The sequence below is a fragment of the Salmonella enterica subsp. enterica serovar Typhimurium str. LT2 genome (genome assembly GCF_000006945.2).
GTDB lineage: Bacteria > Pseudomonadota > Gammaproteobacteria > Enterobacterales > Enterobacteriaceae > Salmonella > Salmonella enterica.
Genome location: NC_003197.2, coordinates 2959397 through 2978120, shown reverse-complemented (window position 1 = coordinate 2978120; position 18724 = coordinate 2959397). Strand labels below are relative to the sequence as shown.

The following is an 18724-nucleotide window of genomic DNA, read 5'->3' as shown; positions in this document are numbered from 1 at the left end:
TTGTGCGGCGGGGGATGCTTTACCATACTTCTCCCTGGCTGAATTTGTTTAATGGATGTCTCATGTTCAAGCGTCGTTATGTAGCGTTACTTCCACTTTGCGTATTGCTTGCTGCCTGTAGCAGCACGCCAAAATCTTCCGAGACTCAAGCGACGACGGGCACGCCTTCCGGCGGCTTTCTGCTTGAGCCGCAGCATAACGTCATGCAAATGGGCGGCGACTTCGCCAACAACCCTAATGCGCAGCAGTTCATTGATAAAATGGTCAGTAAACACGGTTTCGACCGTCAGCAGTTGCAAGAGATCCTCTCGCAGTCTAAAAGACTGGATTACGTCCTGCGTCTGATGGACAGACAAGCGCCGACCACTCAGCCGCCCGCCGGACCAAATGGCGCCTGGTTGCGCTACCGCAAACAATTTATTACGCCGGATAACGTGCAAAACGGCGTCGCGTTCTGGAATCAGTATGAAGACGCGCTGAACCGCGCCTGGCAGGTATACGGCGTACCGCCGGAGATCATCGTGGGCATCATCGGCGTGGAAACCCGCTGGGGACGTATCATGGGGAAAACGCGGATTCTGGACGCGCTGGCGACGCTGTCATTTAACTATCCGCGCCGGGCGGAATATTTCTCCGGCGAGCTGGAAACCTTCCTGCTCATGGCGCGCGATGAGCAAGACGATCCGCTCAATCTGAAAGGTTCCTTTGCGGGCGCGATGGGCTACGGCCAGTTTATGCCATCTTCCTATAAAGAATATGCGGTCGATTTCAATGGTGATGGGCACATTAACTTGTGGGATCCGGTAGATGCCATCGGCAGCGTGGCGAACTATTTCAAGGCGCATGGTTGGGTGAAAGGCGATATGGTTGCGGTGCCGGCGAGTGGTCAGGCGCCTGGGTTGGCGAATGGTTTCAAAACAAAATACAGCATCTCTCAGCTTGCCGCCGCAGGCTTAACGCCGCAGCAATCGTTGGGCAATCATCAGGAAGCCAGCCTGCTGCGTCTGGATATCGGTACGGGATACCAGTACTGGTACGGCCTGCCGAACTTCTACACAATTACCCGATATAACCACAGCACGCATTATGCGATGGCGGTTTGGCAACTGGGCCAGGCGGTAGCGCTGGCGCGGGTGCGCTAATTTACGCTTAGGGAGGGGAGCACCCCCTCCGCTATTATTATGGCTTTTTGGGCTGATTCTCTGCCTGCAAGTGGGATATCTTCTTTGATAGTGCCAGACTATATCCCAGACATCCCAGGCCTAAGATAATTTGACCGCCGTCATACGGTTCAAAATAGCCTGACGACAATATATTCAGTACTCCCATTCCTAATGAACATACTCCACCCACAATTAACCACAGCCGTAGTTGACAGGTTTGTTTCAGTTTGTGCTGTGTGCTTTCCGTTTTTTTGAGTGACATCCTTGCTTTCTCTCCGTACGTGTAAATTTAGCGACATGGTACTGCTATTTAGTCAAGTGCTACCTCTTTCATTCTGCATAAATAACCTGCTGGCATTTTTTCGGAATCCGACTCGTAAAATCGACAGCTCGTCCCCATCTCTGGTGAGAAAGTGCTATCTTGTGCGGCAGGATTTCTAACTGACAGAGGTCATGATGACTGACAGTGAACTGATGCGGCTTAGCGAGCAGGTCGGGCTGGCGTTAAAAGCGCGCGGGGCGACCGTAACGACAGCAGAGTCCTGTACCGGCGGCTGGCTGGCGAAAGCCATTACCGACATCGCCGGAAGTTCCGCCTGGTTTGAACGCGGCTTTGTCACCTATAGTAATGAAGCCAAAGCGCAGATGATTGGCGTGCGTGAAGAGACTCTGGCGCAGCATGGCGCGGTCAGCGAACCCGTAGTGGTCGAAATGGCGATCGGGGCGCTGAAGGCCGCTCGCGCCGATTTTGCTGTCGCTATTAGCGGGATTGCCGGGCCGGATGGCGGCAGTGAAGAAAAGCCGGTTGGTACGGTGTGGTTTGCTTTCGCCAGCGTCAGTGGAGAAGGGATTACGCGTCGGGAATGCTTCAGCGGCGACCGTGAATCGGTGCGTCGACAGGCGACGACATACGCGCTACAAACCCTGTGGCAACAATTTCTACAAAACACTTGATACTGTATGAGCATACAGTATAATTGCTTCAACAGTACGAATTCACTATCCGGTTCAATACCAAGTTGCATGACAGGAGTAATAATGGCTATCGACGAAAACAAACAGAAAGCGTTGGCGGCAGCACTGGGCCAAATTGAAAAGCAATTTGGTAAAGGCTCCATCATGCGTCTGGGTGAAGACCGTTCTATGGATGTGGAAACTATCTCCACCGGTTCGCTTTCACTGGACATCGCACTCGGTGCGGGCGGTCTGCCGATGGGGCGTATCGTCGAAATTTACGGGCCGGAATCTTCCGGTAAAACGACCCTGACGCTGCAGGTGATTGCCGCTGCGCAGCGTGAAGGTAAAACCTGTGCGTTTATCGATGCGGAACACGCGCTTGACCCTGTTTACGCACGCAAGCTGGGCGTCGATATCGATAACCTGCTCTGCTCTCAGCCGGATACCGGCGAGCAGGCGCTGGAAATCTGTGACGCGCTGGCGCGTTCAGGCGCGGTGGACGTCATTGTGGTCGACTCCGTAGCGGCGCTAACGCCGAAAGCGGAAATCGAAGGCGAAATCGGCGACTCTCACATGGGCCTCGCGGCGCGTATGATGAGCCAGGCGATGCGTAAGCTGGCGGGGAACCTGAAACAGTCCAACACGCTGTTGATTTTCATCAACCAGATCCGTATGAAGATTGGCGTGATGTTCGGTAACCCGGAAACCACCACCGGCGGTAACGCGCTGAAATTCTACGCCTCTGTTCGTCTTGATATCCGTCGTATTGGCGCGGTGAAAGAGGGCGATAATGTCGTGGGTAGCGAAACGCGTGTGAAAGTGGTGAAAAACAAAATCGCCGCGCCGTTTAAGCAGGCCGAGTTCCAGATCCTCTACGGTGAAGGCATCAACTTCTATGGCGAACTGGTTGACCTGGGCGTGAAAGAGAAGCTGATCGAGAAAGCGGGCGCATGGTACAGCTACAACGGCGAGAAGATTGGCCAGGGTAAAGCGAACGCGACTACCTGGCTGAAAGAGAACCCGGCGACAGCGAAAGAGATCGAGAAAAGGGTTCGTGAATTACTGTTGAGTAATCAGAATGCCACGCCCGATTTCGCCGTTGACGATAGCGAAGGCGTTGCAGAAACCAACGAAGATTTTTAATCATCAGGTGATGGTGGGGCGGGCAAAACGAAGCCGCCATTCAGCAAAACGTTAAATTACCATCAAGGGCTGCATTTATGCGGCCCTTTTGGCATTTCTCCCTGTTAAGGTTTTTTATGAGTGAACCCACATCGCGCCGTCCCGCTTATGCTCGTCTCCTTGATCGTGCGGTACGTATTCTTGCTGTCCGCGATCACAGCGAGCAGGAATTACGGCGTAAACTCTCCGCGCCGGTGATGGGCAAAAATGGGCCGGAAGAGATTGATGCGACGGCAGACGATTATGAACGCGTGATCGCCTGGTGCCACGAACATCACTATCTTGATGACGAGCGCTTCGTGATGCGCTTTATCGCCAGTCGTAGCCGCAAAGGCTATGGCCCGGCGCGTATTCGCCAGGAGTTGAATCAGAAAGGCATTTCCCGTGAATCGACTGAAAAAGCGATGCGAGAATGTGAAATTGACTGGAGTGAAATGGCACGTGAACAGGCCGTTCGCAAATATGGCGAGCCGCTCCCTTCAAACTTTTCAGAAAAGGTTAAGGTACAGCGCTTTTTGCTCTATCGCGGGTATCTGATGGACAATATCCAGCAAATATGGCGAAATTTTGCAGATTGAGCGCATACGGGATTTTACTTCCCGGTAAAGAAAACTTATCTTATTCCCACTTTTTCCGTCTGGACGCGGGTTGCTTAACGGCGAACAGCGTCTGCGACGAATATTCCTTAAATACACAAAATCATTCAAGCCGCATCAAAGCGGCAAGTGAGCCTCGGGAACGCGTGACCGGGAAACTCGCAGCCAACGCAGAGGCGGCCTGAAGGATGAAGTGTAGCTTGATTTCAGGATAATTATGAGCAAGAGCACCGCTGAGATCCGTCAGGCGTTTCTCGACTTTTTCCATAGTAAAGGGCATCAGGTAGTTGCCAGCAGTTCCCTGGTGCCTAACAATGACCCCACTCTGTTGTTTACCAATGCCGGGATGAACCAGTTCAAGGATGTTTTCCTTGGGCTCGATAAACGTAATTATTCCCGTGCAACCACTTCCCAGCGTTGCGTACGCGCGGGAGGTAAACACAACGATCTGGAAAACGTCGGATACACTGCACGTCACCATACTTTCTTCGAAATGCTGGGCAACTTCAGCTTCGGCGATTACTTCAAACACGACGCCATTCAGTTCGCATGGGAATTACTGACCGGTGAAAACTGGTTTGCTCTGCCAAAAGAGCGTTTATGGGTCACCGTCTATGAAACCGACGACGAAGCCTATGAGATCTGGGAAAAAGAAGTCGGCATCCCGCGCGAGCGTATTATCCGTATCGGCGACAATAAAGGCGCGCCATACGCATCGGATAACTTCTGGCAGATGGGCGACACCGGTCCCTGCGGTCCGTGCACCGAAATCTTCTACGATCATGGCGACCACATCTGGGGCGGCCCTCCGGGAAGCCCGGAAGAAGACGGCGATCGCTATATTGAGATCTGGAACATCGTCTTTATGCAGTTCAACCGTCAGGCTGACGGGACGATGGAACCATTGCCGAAACCGTCTGTAGATACCGGTATGGGGCTGGAGCGTATTGCCGCGGTACTGCAACACGTTAACTCTAACTATGACATCGACCTGTTCCGCACGTTGATTGAAGCGGTAGCGAAAGTCACTGGCGCCACCGATCTGGGTAATAAATCGCTGCGCGTTATCGCCGACCACATCCGTTCTTGCGCATTCCTGGTTGCCGATGGCGTGCTGCCGTCGAATGAAAACCGTGGCTATGTGCTGCGTCGCATTATTCGTCGCGCGGTTCGTCACGGCAACATGCTGGGCGCGAAAGAGACCTTCTTCTACAAGCTGGTTGGGCCGCTGATTGAGGTAATGGGCTCCGCAGGCGAAGAGTTGAAACGTCAGCAGGCGCAGGTCGAACAGGTTCTGAAAACGGAAGAAGAGCAGTTCGCCCGTACGCTGGAGCGCGGTCTGGCGCTGCTGGATGAAGAACTGGCGAAATTGCAGGGCGACACCCTGGACGGCGAAACCGCTTTCCGTCTGTATGATACTTATGGTTTCCCGGTCGATCTAACGGCGGACGTCTGCCGTGAGCGCAACATCAAAGTCGATGAAGCCGGTTTTGAAGCCGCTATGGAAGAGCAACGCCGTCGCGCGCGCGAAGCTAGCGGTTTTGGCGCGGACTACAACGCGATGATCCGCGTTGATAGCGCTTCTGAATTTAAAGGTTATGACCATCTGGAACTGAACGGCAAAGTGACTGCGCTGTTTGTCGATGGTAAAGCGGTTGAAGCGATTAACGCGGGACAGGAAGCGGTTGTCGTGCTGGATCAGACCCCATTCTATGCGGAATCAGGCGGTCAGGTTGGCGATAAAGGCGAGCTGAAAGGCGCTGGATTTACTTTCGCTGTGGACGACACGCAAAAATATGGTCAGGCGATTGGTCACCTCGGCAAATTGTCTGCGGGCGCTCTGAAAGTGGGCGATGCGGTACAGGCTGACGTAGATGAAGCGCGCCGCGCACGTATCCGTCTGAACCACTCCGCCACGCACCTGATGCACGCGGCGTTGCGCCAGGTGCTTGGGACACACGTTGCGCAGAAAGGTTCGCTGGTTAGCGATAAAGTGCTGCGCTTCGACTTCTCGCACAATGAAGCGATGAAGCCGTCGGAGATTCGTGAGGTTGAAGATTTGGTGAATGCGCAAATTCGCCGCAACCTGCCGATTGAAACGAACATCATGGATCTCGACGCGGCGAAGGCGAAAGGGGCCATGGCGCTGTTTGGCGAGAAATATGACGAACGTGTACGCGTTCTGAGCATGGGCGATTTCTCTACTGAACTGTGCGGCGGTACTCACGCCAGTCGTACCGGTGATATCGGTCTATTCCGTATTATCTCTGAGTCCGGCACCGCAGCGGGCATTCGTCGTATTGAGGCGGTAACCGGTGAAGGCGCTATGGCCACCGTTCATGCGCAAAGCGATCGCTTAAACGATATTGCGCATCTGCTGAAGGGCGACAGCCAGAATCTGGGCGACAAAGTGCGTGCCGTGCTGGAACGTACACGTCAGCTGGAAAAAGAGTTGCAGCAGTTGAAGGACCAGGCCGCAGCGCAGGAGAGTGCAAATCTTTCCAGTAAAGCGGTCGATCTCAACGGCGTGAAGCTCCTGGTTAGCGAGCTTGCTGGTATTGAGCCGAAAATGCTGCGAACCATGGTTGATGATCTGAAAAATCAACTGGGGTCTACCGTTATCGTACTGGCAACGGTTGTTGAAGGTAAGGTTTCTCTGATTGCGGGCGTGTCGAAGGATGTGACCGACCGGGTTAAAGCAGGGGAATTGATTGGGATGGTCGCTCAGCAGGTGGGCGGTAAGGGTGGCGGTCGTCCGGACATGGCGCAAGCCGGTGGTACGGATGCGGCAGCTCTGCCTGCAGCGTTAGCCAGTGTACAAGGCTGGGTCAGCGCAAAATTGCAATAATTATAAGCGTTCGTTGGCGCCGCAGCCCGTGCTGCGGCGTTTACGTCAACGCTATCGACAACGATAAAGTCAGGTTGAAGTTTTGTATATCGGCTAAACTTAGGTTTAACAGAATGTAATGCCATGACTGCTTACACCTAAGGTGTTTGTCATCGCTTACTTTTTGGCGTTATATGATGGATAATGCCGGGATACAGAGAGACCCGACTCTTTTAATCTTTCAAGGAGCAAAGAATGCTGATTCTGACTCGTCGAGTTGGTGAGACCCTCATGATTGGCGATGAGGTCACCGTGACAGTTTTAGGGGTGAAGGGCAACCAGGTGCGTATTGGCGTGAACGCCCCGAAAGAAGTTTCTGTCCATCGTGAAGAGATCTACCAGCGTATCCAGGCTGAAAAATCCCAGCAGTCCAGTTACTAAGGTTTTCGCGTCTCACTTTTCGGGTGAGACGCAGCCTCTCTTCTCGCTCGCCCGCGTTGTCCCTTCATGACTTTTTTCAACCTCACTGTTGATATGGTGCGCTTTTGGCGGCCAGCGTGTCATCAAATTATCTGTTGATAAAACACTCTTTTTGGCTTTTTTACAGACTAATTGAGCGTGAAGTGTGCAAACGATAAAAGCTCTGGAAAAATTGTTTGACTTATAAGTCCCAGAAAGTAATATGTGCGCCACGCAGCGACGATGAGCAGAACAAGTTCTTCGAAGCACTCGTAAGAGGCGTGTGGTGAGGTGGCCGAGAGGCTGAAGGCGCTCCCCTGCTAAGGGAGTATGCGGTCAAAAGCTGCATCCGGGGTTCGAATCCCCGCCTCACCGCCATTTGCATCCGTAGCTCAGCTGGATAGAGTACTCGGCTACGAACCGAGCGGTCGGAGGTTCGAATCCTCCCGGATGCACCATCTCTTACCTGATACGGCTTTCACCGCGGTATCAAAATCTGCAGTAAAGTAAGTTTCCCGATGCATCCGTAGCTCAGCTGGATAGAGTACTCGGCTACGAACCGAGCGGTCGGAGGTTCGAATCCTCCCGGATGCACCATCTCTTACTTGATACGGCTTTCACCGCGGTATCAATATCGGCAGTAAAGCAAGTTTTCCGATGCATCCGTAGCTCAGCTGGATAGAGTACTCGGCTACGAACCGAGCGGTCGGAGGTTCGAATCCTCCCGGATGCACCATATTCTCCGTACTTTCAGTGATGAAGATACGGATAAGATAGCGGTAATCACCGCTGGCACCAGGAAGGATAACGTTGCGTCAGCAACGGCCCGAAGGGCGAGCCGTAAGGCGAGTAATCCTCCCGGATGCACCATCTTATTTAGTGTGGCAGTAAATGCGACATCAAATCTTGTAGTAAACATCATTTCCAATGCATCCGTAGCTCAGCTGGATAGAGTACTCGGCTACGAACCGAGCGGTCGGAGGTTCGAATCCTCCCGGATGCACCATATTCTCCGTACTTTCAGCGATGAAGATGCAGATAAGATAGTTATAATCACCGCTGGCACCAGGAAGGATAACGTTGCGTCAGCAACGGCCCGAAGGGCGAGCCGTAAGGCGAGTAATCCTCCCGGATGCACCATATTCTCCATACTTTCAGCGATGAAGATGCAGATAAGATAGCGGTAATCACCGCTGGCATCAGAAGGATAACGTTGCATCAGCAACGGCCCGAAGGGCGAGTAATCCTCCCGGATACGTTACTGCCCTGCAATCGCTTTTCCCCCTTATCCTGAATATACCTCTTCATCTCTATTAGCGACAAAATCAACCAATTGCGATAAAGTACTGTCTGGTTATTCGGTTTGCGAGAACACGATGTACGCACGTTATGCTGGTTTGATTTTTGATATGGACGGTACTCTCCTGGATACCGAACCCACGCATCGCAAAGCGTGGCGTGAGGTTTTGGGGCGCTATGGTCTTCGTTTTGATGAACAGGCAATGGTCGCGCTTAACGGTTCGCCAACCTGGCTTATCGCCCAGTCAATCATTGAGCTTAACCATGCCGATCTTGATCCCCTGTCACTGGCGCGTGAGAAAACCGACGCGGTAAAAAGCATCCTGCTGGACTGCGTAGAACCGCTGCCGCTGGTTGAGGTGGTTAAAGCGTGGCATGGGCGGCGTCCCATGTCGGTCGGTACCGGTAGCGAAAGCGCTATCGCGGAAGCCCTGTTAGCGCATCTGGGGCTGCGTCGTTATTTTGATGCGGTTGTGGCGGCAGATCACGTACAGCATCACAAACCTGCGCCTGACACCTTCCTACTGTGCGCCCAGCGGATGGGCGTCATGCCGACGCAGTGCGTGGTATTTGAAGATGCCGATTTTGGTTTACAGGCGGCGCGGGCGGCGGGAATGGATGCCGTGGATGTCCGACTATTGTGAGTGACGGACTGTCGCTCCTGTCTCTGTTTGCCAGTAGTTTTCTCAGCGCGACGCTGTTACCCGGTAATTCTGAGGTGGTTTTGGTTGCTATGCTGGTCTCCGGCGTCAGCCATCCCTGGGTCTTAGTCTTAACAGCAACAATGGGTAATAGCCTTGGAGGGGTAACTAACGTTATTCTTGGGCGTTTCTTTCCGCTGCGCAAAACGTCGCGTTGGCAGGAAAAAGCGACTGGCTGGCTAAAGCGTTATGGCGCAGCCACACTATTATTAAGCTGGATGCCGGTCATCGGTGATTTGTTGTGCCTGTTAGCGGGATGGATGCGCATCCCGTGGGGGCGGACGATCTTTTTTTTGTGTCTTGGTAAGGCGCTGCGCTATGTTGCGCTCGCAGCGGCGACGGTTCAGGGCATGATGTGGTGGTAATAATTGTAGGTTTGGCATGTATGGCCGCCATTACAGTTATGCTTATTAAAACGATTTGGACAGGCGGGAGGTCAATTTGATCCCGGACGTATCACAGGCTCTGGCCTGGCTGGAAAAACATCCTCAGGCGTTAAAGGGGATACAGCGCGGGTTAGAGCGCGAAACGCTGCGTGTCAATGCTGATGGCACGCTGGCGACAACAGGTCATCCTGAAGCGTTAGGTTCAGCGCTGACCCATAAATGGATTACCACAGATTTTGCGGAAGCCCTACTGGAGTTTATTACGCCAGTCGATGGCGATATCCAGCATATGCTCACCTTTATGCGCGATCTCCATCGGTATACGGCCAGGAAACTGGGCGATGAGCGGATGTGGCCATTAAGTATGCCCTGCTATATTGCGGAAGGGCAGGACATAGAGCTGGCGCAGTACGGCACATCCAATACCGGGCGTTTTAAGACGCTCTATCGCGAAGGGCTGAAAAATCGTTATGGCGCTTTGATGCAAACCATCTCCGGCGTACATTACAATTTTTCATTACCGATGGCGTTCTGGCAGGCGAAATGCGGCGTTACGGAAGGCGAAGCGGCAAAAGAAAAAATTTCTGCCGGCTATTTTCGTCTGATTCGCAACTATTACCGTTTTGGCTGGGTCATCCCCTATCTGTTTGGCGCGTCTCCGGCCATTTGTTCCTCTTTCCTGCAAGGAAAGCCAACCACATTACCGTTTGAAAAAACGGACTGCGGCATGTACTACCTGCCGTATGCGACGTCGCTGCGTTTGAGTGATTTGGGCTATACCAATAAGTCGCAAAGCAATCTCGGAATTACGTTTAACGATTTGCATGAATACGTTGCAGGTCTGAAGCGCGCGATTAAAACCCCTTCCGAGGAGTACGCACGGATTGGTGTGGAAAAAGACGGTAAGCGGCTACAGATTAACAGCAACGTTCTGCAAATTGAAAATGAGCTGTACGCGCCCATTCGTCCCAAGCGCGTGACGCGCAGCGGCGAATCGCCTTCTGACGCGCTTCTGCGTGGTGGTATTGAGTATATTGAAGTTCGTTCTCTCGATATTAATCCGTTCTCACCGATCGGCGTAGACGAGCAACAGGTGCGCTTCCTCGATCTGTTTATGGTCTGGTGCGTATTGGCCGATGCGCCGGAAATGAGTAGCGATGAGCTGTTATGTACGCGTACTAACTGGAATCGCGTTATTCTGGAAGGGCGTAAGCCGGGCCTGACGTTAGGCATTGGCTGTGAAACTGCGCAGTTCCCGCTGCCCAAAGTCGGGAAAGATCTTTTCCGCGATCTGAAACGCGTGGCGCAAACGCTGGACAGTATCCACGGGGGAGAGGAGTATCAAAAGGTGTGTGACGAGTTGGTCGCCTGCTTTGATAATCCTGAACTGACATTCTCCGCCCGGATCCTACGGTCTATGATTGATGAAGGCATTGGCGGCACCGGGAAAGCGTTCGGTGAGGCTTACCGTAATCTGTTACGCGAAGAGCCGCTGGAGATTTTACAGGAAGAAGAGTTTATTGCTGAACGTGACGCTTCAGTACGTCGTCAGCAGGAGATTGAGGCGGCGGATACCGAGCCGTTTGCCGCGTGGCTTGCAAAACACGCCTGACCCAAAAGAAAAAGGCCACTCACGGAGTGGCCAAAATTTCATCGCTGAAAACAGGGATGATGATAACAAATGCGCGTCTTTCATATACTCAGACTCGCCCCGGAACAAAGAGTTCAGTTTATTTTTAAAAAATTATCGGAGGTGACTAAATGCCATTATTAGATAGCTTCGCAGTCGATCATACCCGGATGCAAGCGCCGGCGGTCCGGGTTGCAAAAACGATGAACACCCCGCATGGCGACGCAATCACCGTGTTTGATCTGCGTTTTTGCATTCCGAACAAAGAAGTGATGCCGGAAAAAGGGATTCATACGCTTGAGCATCTGTTTGCTGGCTTTATGCGCGACCACCTCAACGGTAACGGCGTTGAGATTATCGATATCTCGCCGATGGGCTGCCGCACCGGCTTTTACATGAGCCTGATTGGCACGCCGGACGAGCAGCGTGTTGCCGACGCCTGGAAAGCGGCGATGGCGGATGTGCTGAAAGTGCAGGATCAAAACCAGATCCCGGAGCTGAACGTTTACCAGTGCGGTACGTATCAGATGCACTCGCTCAGTGAAGCGCAGGACATTGCCCGTCATATTCTGGAGCGTGATGTGCGCGTGAACAGCAATAAAGAGCTGGCGCTGCCGAAAGAAAAACTGCAGGAACTGCATATTTAGTCTTATTTGTAAGCGGTTCCAGTATTTAAATTAACCCCGGTTTATGGCCGGGGTTTTTTATTGCTTAATATAATTTGCGTTTATTATATTTGCGGCGAGAATACATTTTAAATTAAGTAATGCCTGGCCTGTTAAATAATAAAATGTGATCTGGTAAACAGAAAAGGCGGATAACTCACGATGCCAGAGTGTATTGATCACATAAACTAAAAATCATAAATAATTAATAGAAAAACATAATGGAATGCGCCAGATATCCAGGTAATAACAAGACTCTACTAATAGCCGGTCGATGGGGTTTTTAGCAAATCTTATCTGGTATACATCAAACTTAAGGGATAAAAAATGAAGGCTAAATATTTAGCGCTGATGATCGGTGCTTGCTTTTCTCATAACCTTTGGGCAGCGAATAATATCACTATTGAGCAGCGTCTGGCTGAACTGGAGCAACGTGTTGTTAATGCTGAAAAACGGGCATCCGATGCCGAGGCGCAAATTCGCTCGTTGAAACAGCAGCAGGTCGCCGCTACGCCGACGGTGAATGTCCAGTCCGCCGAGCCCATTGCAGCAGATAAAACGCCGCCGAAGCTGACTTTATCCGGATTCAGCGATATTAAGTTCTATGGCGATGTCGAATTTAATATGGATGCGGCAAGCCGTTCCGGTAGTCTGACATCGACGAGAACGTCAGCGAATAAAGATTGGGCACCGGGAACCAATGAACGCTGGGATATTAACGGACGCCTGTTGCTGGGCTTTGATGGCTACCAGCGGCTGGACAACGGTAATTTTGCCGGATTCTCTGTACAGCCTCTGGCGGACCTGACCGGAAAAATGAACCTTGATGATGCCGTTTTCTTCTTTGGTCGTGAGAATGACTGGAAAATTAAGGTTGGTCGTTTTGAAGCCTACGATATGTTCCCGCTGAATCAGGATACGTTTATTGAATATTCGGGGAATACAGCGAACGATCTTTACAGTGACGGTTACGGCTATATCTATATGATGAAAGAAGGACGGGGACGTAGCGACAGCGGGGGTAACTTCCTGCTGAGTAAAACCATCGACAACTGGTATTTCGAAGTTAACACATTGCTGGAAAATGGCAGTACGTTATATACCGAGAAGCAGTACCACGGAATGGATTTAAGCAACGATAAAAACGTGGCTTACGTCCGTCCGGTTATCGCCTGGCAAAACGGGCGTTTTTCAACGGCGATAGCGATGGAAAGTAACGTCGTTAACAACGCCTATGGCTATTATGAGAATGGGAAGTGGATCGATCAGTCAGATCGTACGGGCTATGGTTTTACCATGACCTGGAATGGTCAAAAAACTGACCCGGAAGATGGCGCAGTGATTAACCTGAATACCGCCTATATGGACGCGACCGATGAGACAGATTTTACCGCCGGGGTGAATGCGTTGTGGCATCGATTTGAACTGGGTTATATCTATGCGCATAACAAAATCGAAGCCTTTAATGCTACCAATATCGATGCCGTTTGTGAGGACGATTGCTGGGTCACCGATCCCGGCAATTATGACATTCACACTATTCATGCCTCATATTTATTCCCCAACGTGATGGATATGAAAAACTTTAACATCTACCTCGGTGCCTATGCTTCATGGGTAGAGGCCAATCCGAATAATGGCGATAACAGTGAAGATGCGCGTTACGGCGGGCGTCTGAGATTCAAATATTTCTTCTGATTGTTGGTCTACTAAAAAAGGGATCCGCAGATCCCTTTTATCAGATAGTTAGTGCGCGCCGCCACCGCCGCCGCCCGCACCGAAGGGCGGTTTGGCGAACCACACCAGGCCGAGCAGCACCAGGAAGATCCCCGCCGACATCCAGAAGATTTCGTTGGCGGAAATAATCAGCCCCTGATTCGTGATTTGCTGGGCTATCCAGCCTGACGCCTGTTGGTGCGTCATCCCTAAGCCTTCCAGTTTATCGTACATAGTCTGAGCGTTTGGATTATACGCCGTAACCGACTCGGTGAGCTGAGCATGGTGTAGCGACTCACGATCGGTCCACATAGTGGTGGTAATCGAGGTGCCGATGGAACCTGCCAGCGTTCGCGTGAAGTTCGACAGGCTTGATGCCGCCGCCAGCCGTTCTGGCGGTAACCCGGAGAGCGTAATGGTGGTCAGCGGCATAAAGAAGCAGGCGACGGCAAATCCCTGAATAAACTGCGGCCATGCGGAAGCGCCGAAATCCATACCCGGTTCGAACGTCCAGGCGCGCCAGTAAAAACAGACGGCGTACATAATGAAGCTGAACGTGACCAGCCTGCGCATATCCAGTTTATGCGCGAAGCGTCCGATAATCGGCGACAAAATTACCGGAATAATACCGACTGGCGCTGACGCCAGACCTGCCCACGTTGCGGTATAGCCGTACACCTCTTGCAAAAGCTGCGGCAATAGAACAATGGCGCCGAAATAGAGCATATAGGCAAGGCTGATGCACAAGCAGCCAATCGTGAAGTTACGCGATTTAAAAAGAGAAAGATCGACGATAGGGTGATCGTCGGTCAGTTCCCAGACGATCAGGAAACTGATGGCGATGACGGCGACCACGGTCAGGATGATAATTTCCTGCGAGGAGAACCAGTCCAGCTCTTTACCGCGATCGAGCATAATTTGCAGGCTGCCGATGCCAATCACCAGTAGCGCCAGCCCGACGGCGTCAATACGTCGCCGTTCGGTATGCGTTTCACGTCCGCGCAGCGTGTGTAACGTCATCAGGACGACGGCGATGCCAATCGGAACGTTGATGAAGAAAATCCATCCCCAGTGGTAATTATCACTGATGTAGCCCCCCAGAATCGGGCCGCAAATCGGCGCGACAATGACGGTCATTGACCAGAGCGCCAGCGCAATGGAGCGCTTTGCAGGCGGATAGTTATTCAGCAACAGGCTTTGCGAGAGCGGAATCAGCGGCCCGGCGACCACGCCCTGCACCACGCGGAAGAAGATCAGCATATTCAGGCTGCTGGATACGCCACAGGCCCAGGAGGCCGCGGCAAAGGCGACCGTCGACCACATGAACAGTTTGACTTCGCCAAAACGTTTCGCCAGCCAGCCGGTTAAGGGAATCGAGATAGCGTTCGCCACCCCGAAAGAGGTGATAACCCATGTCCCCTGGCTTAGGGAAGAACCCAGGTTCCCGGCGATGGTCGGAATCGCCACGTTGGCAATGGTGGAGTCCAGCACCTGCATGAATGTCGCCAGCGACAGCGCGATCGTCATGATGACGAGCTGCGCGCCCTCCAGCGGTTTTTGCTGTTGCATCACACGCACCTCAGGATTAACCCGCGTTAGCCTGTACGATGTCGTCGATCAGTTTATTGACCGGCGCGAGATTAATTTCGCGTGCGTTACTTTCGGCAACCGGCGTCGTTCGTACCTGGCTGGCCAGTACCTGACCGTCGCGATTAGCGGTATCCACGGTGACCAGCGTCGATAAACCAATACGCAGCGGATGTTGTTCTAACTGGCGGGCGTCCAGTTCGACGCGTACCGGCAGACGTTGAACCACTTTAATCCAGTTACCCGTCGCATTTTGCGCGGGCAGCAGGGAGAAGGCGCTGCCTGTTCCCATATCCAGACCGACGACTTTACCGGTGTATTTTACGTCGTCGCCATAAATATCAGTAATCACCGTCACTGGCTGCCCAATGCGCATATTCGCTAATTGGGTTTCTTTAAAGTTAGCGTCCACCCACAGATCGGTTGCAGGCACCACGGCCATCAGCGGCGTGGTGGGGCTGATTTGCGCGCCAGGCTGGACGGCGCGGCGGGAGACATAACCAGTCATTGGGCTGACGATGCGAGTACGCTCCAGCGCCAGCCAGGCGTTACGCACTTCGGTCGCCGCTTGTTGAACCGCGGGCTGATCTTCCAGATTACTGTTGAGTATCATTGCCTGGTTGGCATTGTACTGTTGAATGGCGACATCCAGCTGTGCCTGCGCGCTGGCGACGGCATCGCGGGCGTGTTGCAGCTCTTCCCGGCCAATAAGATTGGCATTACCCAGCGGCACACGACGGTTAAGGTCGCTTTGCGCTTGCGCCAGGGCGGTTTTTTGCACGTCGATATTCGCCTGCAACTGCTTGCTGTTAATCATCAACTGGTGCGTCTGGCGCACACTGGAGGCCAGCGCCGTTTTGGCTTTTTCAAACGCTTGTTTGGCGTCAGTCTGATCGAGCGTGACCAGAACATCGCCCTCTTTTACAAAGTCGGTGTTATCAGCCCAGACTTTCGTCACGCTGCCTGACACCTGCGCCATGATTTGAACCTGGTTCCCTGCCACGTAAGCATCATCTGTCTCTTCAATATGACGCAATACTAAAAACCAATAAATTCCATATGCCACGGCAATAATAACAAAGAGCAAGGTAAGAAGTAGCAGCGCTGTTTTGCGTTTGCCTTTCTTCTTAGCCGGTTGCTGCGGGGTTTGGATCTCCGCATTTGCGCTCATGTTGTTCTCCACGATCTTATTATTCACATCGGCTGAGCCGACCTGTTGTCAGAAAGGCCAGCAGTAACGCGTGCCGGCCTGTCCGCTTTCCTGTTATTAATCTGGATTTTTGAGCGGGTCGGCGCTTTAGCGCAGCGCCTCAAGAACAGTGCCTTCCTGCTCCATTTGATCAAGACGCGTCAGGAGTTTACGAGTGATGTGCTCAAGTTGATCTTTTTCGGCTGTGCTAAGTGATGACCAGAGTTGATGCAGACAATGATGCTGAGGCGGAAGCACTTCTTGCAAAAATGCCTGGCCTTTCTCCGTTAATTGCAGATGCAGGCAACGGCGGTCGTTATCGCTCTCACGACGCTCAATCCAGCCGCGTTTTTCCAGCTCATCTGCAATGCGTGTCGCATTGGTGCGAGATGAACCCAGCGCGCAGCTTAATTCAGACGGCTGAATACTGTGGTTTTCCTGAGACTCCAGCGTAATCAACGCCATAAACAACGTCTCGTTAATCCCTTGAGCCTTCAGCATCTTATTGCGGTTTTCCAGGAGCTTGCCTTGCATGTGCATACAAAGACGAGTCAAAAGAATTTCCTGATAAGGAAAGTCTTCGTGACGGCTGGCGCGAAATTTTAGCATTTGTTCAATGGGCGTAAACGAACTATCCATTTGGGCATGACCTCATTAATTTCAGCCGATATAGTAACGACAGTGACAAATAAAGTAAATGTATTATTAATACAAAATCATTCTTTCAGGCTATAAAGCAACCAATGATACGCAGACTGAGACGTCAGCGGGAACATTGGGCCCGGTAAAGCGCCGCCTGCGGCAAATCCAGGAATGACGAGAAAAGCGTGAGTGCCTGCATGAAAAAATCAGGAGAGAACGATAAGCGGGAGGGGCGAAAGCCGGGTAAACGGCCTTACAACCCGATGCAAAAGCCACCGGAATATCACGGATAGCTATCGGTGAACGACCTTCGAATCCTTGAACGGGCGCTATTGGCCTGGGAGCAGATGGGGATGCAGGGCTTTCCATAGAATTATATTATTCTTCACCGGTATAAAAATAACCATGATAAATGAATAGCATAACCTTAACAGACTGGGGAGCTCCTTAACACCCTAAGGAGCTTAAACAAAGGTAAACGCTCACTATCCGCTTAATTTACGGCTTCCTGTCGGTGAAAACCTCGCCACCAGACCAGTAAATTAAGTAAGGCTACCGTGACACCCGCCAGACAAACGCCGGCCCAGCCGGCATGTTGCCAGGCGGAGGCGGAAATCAGCGACCCCGCGGCGCCACCGATAAAGTAGCTGGTCATATAGCCGGCGGTGAGCCGGTTACGCGCATCCGGATGCAAACGATAGATGACCGTCTGATTGGTGATATGTACCCCCTGAACGGTGAGGTCCAGTACCAGAATGCCAATAATCAGCGCCAGTACCGAGGTGTGCCCAAGCCAGATAGCCAGCCAGGAGAGTAACAGCAGCAGTAAGCCGAACGTGGTGGTGAGGTGAGATTTACCTTTATCGGCAAATCCGCCAGCCGGACGCGCGCCTAAAGCGCCGGCGGCCCCCGCCAGGCCAAACAGGCCAATCATCCCCTCGGAGTAGCTAAACGGCGGCGCGGCGAGCAAAAAGGCCATTGATGTCCAGAGGATGCTGAAATTAGCAAAGGTCAGACAGCCCAGCAGTGCGCGGGTACGCAGCAGCTTATCGTGAATAAACAGGCTGAATACAGAACCCAACAGTTGCGGGTAGTTAAGATGGGTGTCGGATTTGAGCTTTGGCAGTCCGCGCCATAACGCGACGGCCATCAGCGCCATCAGCGCCGACGCTACCCAAAATACGGTGCGCCAACCGCCGAGGTTTGCCAGCAGTCCGGCGACCGTTCGCGCCAGCAGGATCCCCAGCAACAGGCCGCTCATAATGGTGCCGACCACTTTACCGCGGGTGGCGGGCGTCGCAAGTGTGGCGGCCAGCGGAACCAGAATCTGCGCCACCACGGAGAACAGTCCGGTTAAGGCCGTTCCGAGTATCATCATGCTAAGCGACTGACTGCTGGCGGTGATCAGCATTCCGCCAGCCGCCAGCAACGTCATGGAGACAATCAGCGTTCGGCGTTCAAACATGTCGCCGAGCGGCACCAGAAACAACAGGCCAGCGGCATAGCCCAACTGCGCGGCGGTAACGATAAACCCTGCGGAGCTGGCGGAAAGCGAAAAGTGATGCGCGATGGTATCAAGCAGCGGCTGGGCATAGTAGTTGCTGGCGACCGCCAGACCCGTGGCCACAGACATTAAAACGATCAGCGCCGGGCTAAGCTCATGAGTGGGTTTCGTCATTATGGTAATCGTGATTCAGATAATTATTTCCTGGGAAAACAATCATA

Annotated in this window: 15 protein-coding genes, 5 tRNA genes and 20 other annotated features; of the genes, 16 read left to right on the top strand and 4 right to left on the bottom strand. The window is 52.5% G+C overall.

Annotated elements, in window-relative coordinates; genetic code table 11:
- Positions 1-51: 51 nt before the first annotated feature.
- Positions 52-57: a ribosome-binding site (putative RBS for mltB; RegulonDB:STMS1H002897), on the top strand.
- The 16 genes from mltB (at position 52) to STM2816 (ending at position 13563) form a co-directional block, all read left to right on the top strand.
- The gene (gene mltB / locus STM2831; protein NP_461752.1) for a membrane-bound lytic murein transglycosylase B occupies positions 52-1142 on the top strand. Within the gene, positions 63-1142 belong to an annotated coding region; the region does not span the whole gene. (Overlaps the previous feature by 6 nt.)
- Before the next feature lie 468 nt (positions 1143-1610).
- Positions 1611-1616: a ribosome-binding site (putative RBS for ygaD; RegulonDB:STMS1H002896), on the top strand.
- Positions 1611-2117, top strand: a protein-coding gene (ygaD, locus tag STM2830) for a putative cytoplasmic protein (RefSeq protein NP_461751.1). Within the gene, positions 1620-2117 belong to an annotated coding region; the region does not span the whole gene. (Overlaps the previous feature by 6 nt.)
- Positions 2089-2097, top strand: a -35 signal (putative -35_signal for recA; RegulonDB:STMLTH004563). Its footprint overlaps the gene before it by 9 nt.
- The gene (gene recA / locus STM2829; RefSeq protein NP_461750.1) for a DNA strand exchange and recombination protein occupies positions 2089-3263 on the top strand. Within the gene, positions 2202-3263 belong to an annotated coding region; the region does not span the whole gene. Before ygaD ends, recA begins: the two co-directional genes overlap by 29 nt.
- Positions 2108-2116 (top strand) — a -10 signal (putative -10_signal for recA; RegulonDB:STMLTH004563). Its footprint overlaps the gene before it by 9 nt.
- Positions 2119-2139 (top strand) — a protein binding site (putative binding site for LexA, RegulonDB: STMS1H000243).
- Positions 2191-2196, top strand: a ribosome-binding site (putative RBS for recA; RegulonDB:STMS1H002895).
- A 106-nt stretch (positions 3264-3369) precedes the next feature.
- Positions 3370-3375: a ribosome-binding site (putative RBS for oraA; RegulonDB:STMS1H002894), on the top strand.
- The gene (oraA, locus tag STM2828) for a regulator (RefSeq protein ID NP_461749.1) occupies positions 3370-3880 on the top strand. Within the gene, positions 3380-3880 belong to an annotated coding region; the region does not span the whole gene. It overlaps the preceding feature by 6 nt.
- A gap of 225 nt (positions 3881-4105) precedes the next feature.
- Positions 4106-4111 (top strand) — a ribosome-binding site (putative RBS for alaS; RegulonDB:STMS1H002893).
- Positions 4106-6746, top strand: a protein-coding gene (gene alaS, locus STM2827; protein ID NP_461748.1) for an alanyl-tRNA synthetase. Within the gene, positions 4116-6746 belong to an annotated coding region; the region does not span the whole gene. (Overlaps the previous feature by 6 nt.)
- A gap of 222 nt (positions 6747-6968) precedes the next feature.
- Positions 6969-6974: a ribosome-binding site (putative RBS for csrA; RegulonDB:STMS1H002892), on the top strand.
- The gene (gene csrA / locus STM2826; protein NP_461747.1) for a carbon storage regulator occupies positions 6969-7166 on the top strand. Within the gene, positions 6981-7166 belong to an annotated coding region; the region does not span the whole gene. (Overlaps the previous feature by 6 nt.)
- 305 nt (positions 7167-7471) lie before the next feature.
- Positions 7472-7561, top strand: a tRNA-Ser gene (locus tag STM2825).
- A gap of 6 nt (positions 7562-7567) precedes the next feature.
- Positions 7568-7641: transfer RNA gene (locus tag STM2824), tRNA-Arg, on the top strand.
- A 65-nt stretch (positions 7642-7706) separates the two neighbouring features.
- Positions 7707-7780 (top strand) — tRNA-Arg (locus STM2823).
- A gap of 65 nt (positions 7781-7845) precedes the next feature.
- A tRNA-Arg gene (locus STM2822) sits at positions 7846-7919 on the top strand.
- A gap of 196 nt (positions 7920-8115) precedes the next feature.
- Positions 8116-8189 (top strand) — tRNA-Arg (locus STM2821).
- Between the two features lie 362 nt (positions 8190-8551).
- Positions 8552-8557 (top strand) — a ribosome-binding site (putative RBS for yqaB; RegulonDB:STMS1H002890).
- Positions 8552-9127 (top strand): putative phosphoglucomutase gene (gene yqaB / locus STM2820; protein NP_461746.1). Within the gene, positions 8561-9127 belong to an annotated coding region; the region does not span the whole gene. (Overlaps the previous feature by 6 nt.)
- Positions 9107-9112: a ribosome-binding site (putative RBS for yqaA; RegulonDB:STMS1H002889), on the top strand. Its footprint overlaps the gene before it by 6 nt.
- The gene (yqaA, locus tag STM2819) for a putative inner membrane protein (RefSeq protein NP_461745.1) occupies positions 9107-9549 on the top strand. Within the gene, positions 9124-9549 belong to an annotated coding region; the region does not span the whole gene. The genes yqaB and yqaA overlap by 21 nt, the downstream gene beginning before the upstream one ends.
- A 60-nt stretch (positions 9550-9609) precedes the next feature.
- Positions 9610-9615, top strand: a ribosome-binding site (putative RBS for gshA; RegulonDB:STMS1H002888).
- The gene (gene gshA, locus STM2818; RefSeq protein NP_461744.1) for a gamma-glutamate-cysteine ligase occupies positions 9610-11182 on the top strand. Within the gene, positions 9626-11182 belong to an annotated coding region; the region does not span the whole gene. Its footprint overlaps the feature before it by 6 nt.
- Before the next feature lie 138 nt (positions 11183-11320).
- Positions 11321-11326, top strand: a ribosome-binding site (putative RBS for luxS; RegulonDB:STMS1H002887).
- Positions 11321-11847, top strand: a protein-coding gene (luxS, locus tag STM2817) for a quorum sensing protein (protein ID NP_461743.1). Within the gene, positions 11332-11847 belong to an annotated coding region; the region does not span the whole gene. Its footprint overlaps the feature before it by 6 nt.
- Before the next feature lie 340 nt (positions 11848-12187).
- Positions 12188-12193: a ribosome-binding site (putative RBS for STM2816; RegulonDB:STMS1H002886), on the top strand.
- Positions 12188-13563, top strand: a protein-coding gene (locus STM2816) for a putative glycoporin (RefSeq protein NP_461742.1). Within the gene, positions 12193-13563 belong to an annotated coding region; the region does not span the whole gene. (Overlaps the previous feature by 6 nt.)
- Before the next feature lie 48 nt (positions 13564-13611).
- On the opposite strand, the gene emrB is transcribed toward STM2816, so the two are convergent.
- The 4 genes from emrB to STM2812 form a co-directional block, all read right to left on the bottom strand.
- The gene (emrB, locus tag STM2815) for a putative MFS superfamily multidrug transport protein (RefSeq protein ID NP_461741.1) occupies positions 13612-15162 on the bottom strand. Within the gene, positions 13612-15150 belong to an annotated coding region; the region does not span the whole gene.
- Positions 15157-15162, bottom strand: a ribosome-binding site (putative RBS for emrB; RegulonDB:STMS1H002885). (Overlaps the previous gene by 6 nt.)
- Positions 15163-15166: 4 nt before the next feature.
- The gene (emrA, locus tag STM2814; RefSeq protein ID NP_461740.1) for a multidrug resistance secretion protein occupies positions 15167-16351 on the bottom strand. Within the gene, positions 15167-16339 belong to an annotated coding region; the region does not span the whole gene.
- Positions 16346-16351, bottom strand: a ribosome-binding site (putative RBS for emrA; RegulonDB:STMS1H002884). It overlaps the preceding gene by 6 nt.
- A 114-nt stretch (positions 16352-16465) precedes the next feature.
- Positions 16466-17132, bottom strand: a protein-coding gene (gene emrR / locus STM2813; RefSeq protein ID NP_461739.1) for a transcriptional repressor of emrAB operon. Within the gene, positions 16466-16996 belong to an annotated coding region; the region does not span the whole gene.
- Positions 17005-17010 (bottom strand) — a ribosome-binding site (putative RBS for emrR; RegulonDB:STMS1H002883). It overlaps the preceding gene by 6 nt.
- Positions 17100-17108: a -10 signal (putative -10_signal for emrR; RegulonDB:STMLTH004562), on the bottom strand.
- Positions 17124-17132, bottom strand: a -35 signal (putative -35_signal for emrR; RegulonDB:STMLTH004562).
- Before the next feature lie 360 nt (positions 17133-17492).
- The gene (locus STM2812; RefSeq protein NP_461738.1) for a putative inner membrane protein occupies positions 17493-18690 on the bottom strand. Within the gene, positions 17493-18677 belong to an annotated coding region; the region does not span the whole gene.
- Positions 18685-18690: a ribosome-binding site (putative RBS for STM2812; RegulonDB:STMS1H002882), on the bottom strand. (Overlaps the previous gene by 6 nt.)
- Positions 18691-18724: the final 34 nt, after the last annotated feature.